The organism is Streptococcus sp. sy010 (genome assembly GCF_007859175.1).
In the GTDB taxonomy this organism is placed as follows: domain Bacteria; phylum Bacillota; class Bacilli; order Lactobacillales; family Streptococcaceae; genus Streptococcus.
The window spans coordinates 64182-71572 of sequence record NZ_VOHO01000005.1 but is presented as its reverse complement, the minus strand read 5'-3'; the positions used below and the strand labels follow the sequence as shown (position 1 = coordinate 71572).

5 protein-coding genes, 1 tRNA gene and 1 rRNA gene are annotated in these 7391 nt (G+C 37.6%); 5 read left to right on the top strand and 2 right to left on the bottom strand.

The window, feature by feature from the left end:
• The first annotated feature begins 11 nt into the window (after window positions 1–11).
• Both rrf and FRX51_RS05375 read left to right on the top strand, forming a co-directional pair.
• Window positions 12–127 (top strand): 5S ribosomal RNA (gene rrf / locus FRX51_RS05380).
• Window positions 128–136: 9 nt separating this feature from the next.
• Window positions 137–210 (top strand) — tRNA-Asn (locus FRX51_RS05375).
• Window positions 211–293: 83 nt separating this feature from the next.
• Here the strand turns inward: FRX51_RS05375 and FRX51_RS05370 are convergent.
• Together FRX51_RS05370 and FRX51_RS05365 are read right to left on the bottom strand one after the other, a co-directional pair.
• Window positions 294–1256, bottom strand: coding sequence for a LacI family DNA-binding transcriptional regulator (locus FRX51_RS05370; protein WP_146496554.1), 963 nt, complete (start codon window positions 1254–1256; stop codon window positions 294–296).
• A gap of 4 nt (window positions 1257–1260) precedes the next feature.
• The gene (locus tag FRX51_RS05365; RefSeq protein WP_146496552.1) at window positions 1261–2703 is read right to left on the bottom strand and encodes a sucrose-6-phosphate hydrolase; all 1443 of its coding nucleotides are present in this window, start codon (window positions 2701–2703) and stop codon (window positions 1261–1263) included.
• A 207-nt stretch (window positions 2704–2910) separates the two neighbouring features.
• Here FRX51_RS05365 and FRX51_RS05360 point away from each other — a divergent pair, with 207 nt between their 5' ends.
• From FRX51_RS05360 to FRX51_RS05350, 3 genes are all read left to right on the top strand, one after another.
• Complete coding sequence (locus FRX51_RS05360) at window positions 2911–4782, top strand: sucrose-specific PTS transporter subunit IIBC (protein ID WP_146496550.1); 1872 nt, start codon at window positions 2911–2913, stop codon at window positions 4780–4782.
• 71 nt (window positions 4783–4853) lie between these two features.
• A complete protein-coding gene (gene scrK / locus FRX51_RS05355) occupies window positions 4854–5723 on the top strand; it encodes a fructokinase ScrK (protein ID WP_146496548.1) in 870 nt (289 codons plus the stop codon).
• Window positions 5724–5929: 206 nt separating this feature from the next.
• Window positions 5930–7381, top strand: a complete 1452-nt coding sequence (locus FRX51_RS05350) for a LysM domain-containing protein (protein WP_146496546.1) — start codon at window positions 5930–5932, stop codon at window positions 7379–7381.
• The last annotated feature ends 10 nt before the right edge of the window (window positions 7382–7391 follow it).

Genomic DNA, 7391 nt, shown 5'->3' with positions numbered 1-7391 from the left:
AATCAGAGTAGTTAAGTGATGATAGCCTAGGAGATACACCTGTACCCATGCCGAACACAGCAGTTAAGCCCTAGCACGCCTGAAGTAGTTGGGGGTTGCCCCCTGTGAGATAAGGTAGTCGCTTAGCTATTGATATTCCGCCATAGCTCAGTTGGTAGTAGCGCATGACTGTTAATCATGATGTCGTAGGTTCGAGTCCTACTGGCGGAGTAGATGGAGCATTGAGACTATTCTCAATGCTTTTTATTTTCAGATTATAATGAAAAACTCAAGTTAGAATAAGCTAACTTGAGTTAAATACTAGAACCAGGTAATAAACTAATAGGTAGAATGTAATCTTTATTAACATTTTCTTTGGCGATTTGTTTTAATAAGATTTCGACACAAAGTACGGCAATTTCTTGAATAGGTTGTTTAATGGTTGTTAATTGTGGAAAATATTTTTCAACGAAATTAGTGCCGTCATAACCGATGATTTTTAATTGTTCTGGGATTGTAATCTCTAAATCTTGAGCAATTTTCATCACTAAAATAGCTGTTAAGTCATCTGAAACAAAAATTCCATCTGGTTTTTCTTCTAGAAGAATATTTTTAATTTCCATTTCTTTACGAATAGCTGAGAAGTGACTAGGAATGTTGAAAACTGATGCTTCTGGTAAAATGCTATAAAAACCAGCATGACGCAAGCCGGTAGGAGAGTTAGAATTATCATTCCCAGTAATCATAATAATCTTTTGACACCCCACCTTTATTAGATTTTGAGCGGCTAATTTGCCTCCTTCAAAATTATCTGATGCAACGACTGGAATATTTGGTGCGAGATTGCGGTCAAAGGCAACAATGGCTGCTTCGACTTTTTCATAATCATCAATACCAAGATTATGGCTGCTGGAGATGATTCCATCTACTTGATTAGCAGCCAACATTTCTAGGTATTCTTTTTCTTTTTTAGGATCATTTTGACTATTACAAATGATAACCTTATAACCTTGACGAAACAGTTCAATTTCCAGGTATTCAATGAGTTCAGAATAAAAAATGTTACTAATATTAGGAAAGATGAGTCCAATTAGTTTAGCTGACTTTCCTTGTAGGCTACGAGCGAGATTATTGGGCTTGTAGCCTAGAGTTTTCATGGCCTCTTTAACTCTGTTAATTGTTTTTTCAGAAAGGTAGCCTTTGTTGTTAATGACACGAGAAACGGTTGTTGGACTGACTCCAGCTAGTTCAGCAACGTCTGTTAGTTTAGCAACCATGGTGTTATCCTTTCAATTGATAGAAATTTCCTGATATGTTATTAGAATTTAAGTAAATGCCTGTTTGTTCTTGATTTGGAAAGACACGACCAGTTAAGACATATTCTCCATCATTGATAAAAATTTCAAAGATGGATTTGTCAACAAACAGGCGTATTTTTGTCTGTTGTTTAGGAATTGAACAGCTCCGACTGGTACCAAATTCAAGAGCATATTGTTCACCAACTTGAGAGCGATCAATTTGGAATGTTCCCTTCTCAGTATTAGTAGTGATTTTTAGACCATTGTTATTGGTATCAGTAAATAGAAGTAATTCAGCTTGGCTATTTTCAGCGACTTCAAATTCTAGTTCGTAGCAGTTATTGGTGCTTGTTTTATTGGCTAGAATTTCTTGGCTTTGACGTAAGTTTGTCATAGCAGCGACAGGCTGTTGATAGAGTTTACCATTTTTGATGTGTAATTCTTTAACCAGACTCATAGCTCCTTGATAGTCATAAGTATCTGTTGGGTAATCAACGTCTGGTAAGCCAATCCAACTGATAGCATAAGCAGTGCCATCAGGCATGTTAAAGGCTTGAGTAGCATAAGCTTCAAAGCCATAATCAAGATTGTAGATTGGTGAAGGTTTGATGAGCGTAGCTGTTTTTGTGTCTAACGCTTGACATACTTTATAAGTGTTTGGATAAATATTGTCATAGTTTAGTTCAGATTTGTCTAGACCTTGGGGACTGTAGAGTAAAACTGGTTGATTGTCAACAAAGACTAAATTTGGACATTCAATCATGTATTCACTGCCAGTGCCAGCAAAATCTAAATTACCGACTTCCTGCCACTTGGTAACGTCATTATCAATAGCTTGATATAATTTGATAAAGCCTTGTTTGTCATGATTTTGTGCACCAACGATAGCGTAAAACTGATCTTGATATTTGAAAATTTGTGGATCACGAAAATGTTCAGTAGCATCTGTAGCAGGTGGGATAAGGATGTCTTTAATTTTCTCGATTTGTCCGTCTTTATCCATGAAAGCACCAATTTGTAAAGGAGTACGCACCCAGTTTTCATCACGAACATTGCCTGTATAGAAGATGAAGAGTTTGTCGTCAACTTCATAGGCTGAGCCAGAATAAGCCCCATGGCTATCTAGTGGTGTATCTGGTTGAATGGTAACACCTGTTTCTGTGAAATGAACAAGGTCAGTACTGGTAGTATGTACCCATTGTTTCAAACCGTGACTGGCAGCAAAAGGAAAATTTTGATAAAAAAGGTGAAATTTACCGTCAAAATAAGAGAATCCATTGGGGTCATTAAGAAGTCCCATTTTTGCCTCTAGGTGATAATTGGCTCTCCAAGGTGATTTAGCAATATTGTTTTTAATGTCTTGAATTTCTTTTTCAGTCCATTGATGATAAGGCTTGTAACGAATTTCTGTTGGTAAGGTTACCATGAGTTATCCTCTTTCTAATCTAAAATACTTCTTCTAACTATATAGTAAACGTTTTCTGCTAAAAAATCAATCTTTTTGCTAAATTAAAAAATAATTTCTGCAAAACGCTTGACATATTTTTTAATCATGATAAAATAATAGTTGTAATAACGAGTGAAACGCTTACACTCGGTAAGAAAAATTTATATAGAGGGAGTTTTTTGCAAAATGGATAACAAGCAAATTGCAAAAGAAGTCATCGAGGCTGTCGGTGGTCGTGAGAATGTTAAAAGTGTTGCTCATTGTGCGACACGTTTGAGAATCATGGTTGTTGATGAGTCGAAGATTGACAAAGAAAAAGCAGAAAATATTGAGAAAGTTCAAGGTGCTTTCTTCAATTCAGGTCAATACCAAATGATTTTTGGTACTGGAACTGTTAATAAAATTTATGATGAAGTGGTTGCTTTAGGTTTGCCAACAGCAACGACAGGTGAGCAAAAAGCAGAAGCAGCTCAACAAGGTAACTGGTTCCAACGTGCCGTTCGTACGTTTGGTGATGTTTTCGTTCCAATTATTCCAGCAATTGTAGCGACTGGTTTGTTTATGGGGCTTCGTGGTTTGTTGGGAGCTTTGGGTTATACCTTGCCGGAAGATTTGAATGTTTACTCTCAAATCTTGACAGATACAGCCTTTATTGTTTTACCAGCCTTGGTTGTATGGTCAACTTTCCGTGTATTTGGTGGTAACCAAACAATTGGTCTTGTTTTGGGGATGATGCTAATTGCAGGGCAATTACCAAATGCTTGGGCAGTTGCTTCAGGTGGTGATGTTAAACCCTTGACGTTCTTTGGTTTCATTCCAGTTGTTGGTTTACAAGGATCAGTTTTACCAGCCTTTATCATTGGTATTATTGGTGCTAAATTTGAAAAAGCAGTACGCAAGGTTGTACCAGAAGTACTTGACTTGCTATTGACACCATTTATCACACTTCTTGTGATGTCATTACTTGGTCTATTTGTGATTGGTCCAGTATTCCATGTGGTTGAAAAAGGCATTCTAGTTGCCACACAAGGCCTACTTGCTTTACCATTTGGACTTGGTGGTTTGCTAATTGGTGGAGTTCATCAGATTATCGTTGTATCAGGTGTTCATCATATCTTCAATTTGCTAGAATCACAATTGGTTGCCAATACAGGTGCTAATCCATTTAACGCTATTATCACAGCAGCAATGACAGCTCAAGGAGCTGCAACAGTAGCGGTTGGTGTGAAAACGAAAAATCCTAAATTAAAAGCTCTTGCTTTCCCAGCAGCTCTTTCAGCCTTTTTGGGAATTACTGAACCAGCTATCTTCGGGGTTAACTTACGTTTCCGTAAGCCATTCTTCTTATCATTGATTGCAGGTGCTATCGGTGGTGCAGTAGCTTCTATCTTAGGTCTTGCAGGTACAGGATTTGGTATTACAATTATTCCTGGAACGCTTCTTTACCTAAATGGTCAATTGTTCCAATACTTACTAATGGTTGCTGTGTCATTTGCAGCAGGATTTGGTTTGACCTACTTCTTTGGTTATGAAGATGAGGTAAAAGACGTAAAAAAGTCTGAGACACCTCAAGTTGCTCCAGTAGCAGCTACAGAGGTTGTAGTCAAGGAAGAAACGCTTTTTGCTCCACTTGCAGGTCAAGTTGTTGACTTAAAAGACGTTAATGACCCAGTTTTTGCTTCAGAAGCTATGGGTAAAGGAATTGCGATTAAACCAACTGGTAATCAAGTTGTGTCGCCAGTTGATGGAACAGTTGAAATTGCCTTTGAAACAGGTCATGCGTATGGGATTAAATCAACTAATGGTACAGAAATTCTTATCCATGTTGGTATTGATACCGTATCAATGAATGGCAAAGGTTTTGTTCAAAAGGTGAAAGCCAATCAAACTGTTAAAGCAGGTGATGTGCTTGGAACATTTGATTCTAAAGCGATTGCGGATGCAGGTCTTGATGATACGACAATGGTAATCGTAACCAATACAGCAGATTTTGTAGCAGTTGAAACATTGGCAAGTGGCAATGTTCAAGAAGGTAGCGAGTTATTACAAGTCAAATAAGGGAGTTTTCCCTTCAAACAAAAGGGGTTGATTAACATCAACCTCTTTCTGTATTAAGAATGAGGTAAAATATGACAAAATTATATGGTAGTGTTGAGGCAGGTGGTACAAAGTTTATTTGTGCTGTTGGTAATGAAGACTTTGAAGTCGTTGCGCAAACACAATTTCCAACAACTAAGCCAGAGGAAACCATTGCTAAAACGATTGCTTTTTTTCAACAATTTGATAATTTAGCAGCCGTAGCTGTGGGTTCTTTTGGTCCAATTGATATTGATGAAGCATCAGAAACGTATGGTTATGTGACAAAAACGCCAAAACCAGATTGGTCAAATGTTGATATGATTGGCCCAATGAAAGAAGCCTTACAAGTGCCATTTTACTTTACAACAGATGTTAATAGTTCAGCTTATGGTGAAGTCATTGCTCGCCAGAATGTTGACAATCTGGTTTATTATACCATTGGTACAGGGATTGGAGCAGGTGCTTATCAAAATGGTGAATTCATCGGAGGGGTTGGTCATACAGAGATGGGGCACACTTATATGATGAAACATGATAAGGATCACGATTTTGAGGGAGTTTGTCCTTTCCATAAAGGCTGTTTAGAAGGTTTGGCAGCCGGTCCAAGTCTAGAGGCTCGTACGGGCATTCGTGGCGAAAATATTCCTGTTGAGCATGAGGTTTGGGATAAACAAGCTTATTATATTGCTCAAGCAGCTATTCAAGCAACCATGATGTTTCGTCCAGAAGTGATCGTATTTGGTGGTGGGGTTATGGCTCAGGACCACATGATTAAATTAGTTCATCAGCACTTCCTAGACTTGCTCAATGACTATCTACCAATTCCACCAGTAAAAGAGTATATTGTAACGCCTGCAGTGGCTAATAATGGCTCTGCGACCTTGGGTAACTTTGCCCTAGCAAAAAAAGTGGCTAACTAGTCAACTATCTCAGTCCTCACTTAACATTGATTAAGTGGGGATTTAGTTTACGCTAGATTAAGAAATAAGGAAATGTATCATTTAGGTTACAAAAATGAAGAACAGATAACAGAAACTACAATTCCTTTAATAAAGAAAAAATGCCTTTAATTCGTCTGATTTTTATGTTATCATTGTAATCACAATTAGACAAAGAGGAAAAAATTATGTCAAAAAACTTTATTAAAAAATCTCTTTTATTATCAACAATGGCCTTATCGATCTTTGGAGTTAATCAAGTTCAAGCAGAAGAAGGATTGGTTTGGACACCACGTTCTGTGGAAGAGATTAGAGCAGGTTTAGTTAAAGAAAACAATAAAATTACTTATACGGTTCAATATGGTGATACATTAGGTAGTATTGCAGAAGCAGTTGGATTAGAAGTCAATGTTTTGGCTAATCTAAATAATATTGCAGATGCTAACTTTATTCTTCCTAATACAGTATTGACAATTACTTATGATAATAATCAAGATGTTAAGACTGTTCAAGTAGATGTTCCTCAAACATCAGCAACAGAAGAAATGACTGTCAAAGCTGATTTAATGACTAATGAGGTTATTCTCAAAGATCAAACGGTTAAGGTAAGTGATTTAAAAGCAGATCCAGCTAATCAGGTTGTTCAAACGGTAGCAGTGGCTCAGAATGAAGTGGCTAGCCAAGTTGTTACAACTAATTCTGAAACGCCTGTGGTAGAACAATCACCAGAAGTATCAGTGCCAACTAGCGAAACAATTGTGAGTGAAACGGTATCAGAAACTTCGTCATCAACTGAAGTGACAGAGAATACATCTGTTGAAACAGAGACAACAGTAGTGCCTGTAGAGTCAGCAACATCAGAAACAGTTTCTGAATCTGAAGAACAAGTATTTAGTAGTGAAGTTGTAACAAGTGAAACGGTATCAGAGAGTTCTGATTCCAGTGAGGCTACAGAGAATCTACCTGTTGAAACAGAGATGTCTGTAGAAACCCCATCTTCTGAAGTAGTAGCGAGTGATGTGGTAGAGACACCAAATGTTGAAGAAGTGACTCAATCAATTGTTGAATCTAGTGAAACGAATCAAAGTTACGCTCAAACAGAAAATCCTGTTGAAGAAGCAGTGACACAAGTTGTTGAAGCGAGTACAGAGCAAACTCCTGCTCAAGAAGAAGTGGTCACACCAGCAGAATCAACAGTGCCAGAAGAGCAACCAGTAACAGAAATTCCTACTGAACAAGTAGAAACTCCCGTTGAGGAAGTAGCTCAAGATACTACAACCAATCAAACATTGACTTACAACAGTGCTGGTATGCAAGCTAAGACAGCAGCTTTCCAATCACAAGTAGGTAATGAATTTGGTATCAGTGACATTGGTGGTTATCGTAATTCAAATGATGATCATGGTCAAGGTTTAGCAGTAGATATTATGGTTGACAGTGTTGCTCAAGGTGACCAAGTAGCTCAATACGCTGTTGATAATATTGCTAATAATGATATTTCTTATGTTATTTGGCAACAACGTTTCTATTCGCCAGTAAATAATATTTATGGCCCAGCTAATACTTGGAACTTAATGCCAGACCGTGGTAGTGCAACACAAAACCACATGGATCATGTTCACGTTTCTATGAATGAATAAAAAAATCACG

What these genes read in the sequence shown, in the direction of transcription:
- FRX51_RS05370 (WP_146496554.1), bottom strand. Translation starts at nt 1,256, where the DNA reads ATGGTTGCTAAACTAACAGACGTTGCTGAACTAGCTGGAGTCAGTCCA.
- FRX51_RS05365 (WP_146496552.1), bottom strand. Translation starts at nt 2,703, where the DNA reads ATGGTAACCTTACCAACAGAAATTCGTTACAAGCCTTATCATCAATGG.
- FRX51_RS05360 (WP_146496550.1), top strand. Translation starts at nt 2,911, where the DNA reads ATGGATAACAAGCAAATTGCAAAAGAAGTCATCGAGGCTGTCGGTGGT.
- scrK (WP_146496548.1), top strand. Translation starts at nt 4,854, where the DNA reads ATGACAAAATTATATGGTAGTGTTGAGGCAGGTGGTACAAAGTTTATT.
- FRX51_RS05350 (WP_146496546.1), top strand. Translation starts at nt 5,930, where the DNA reads ATGTCAAAAAACTTTATTAAAAAATCTCTTTTATTATCAACAATGGCC.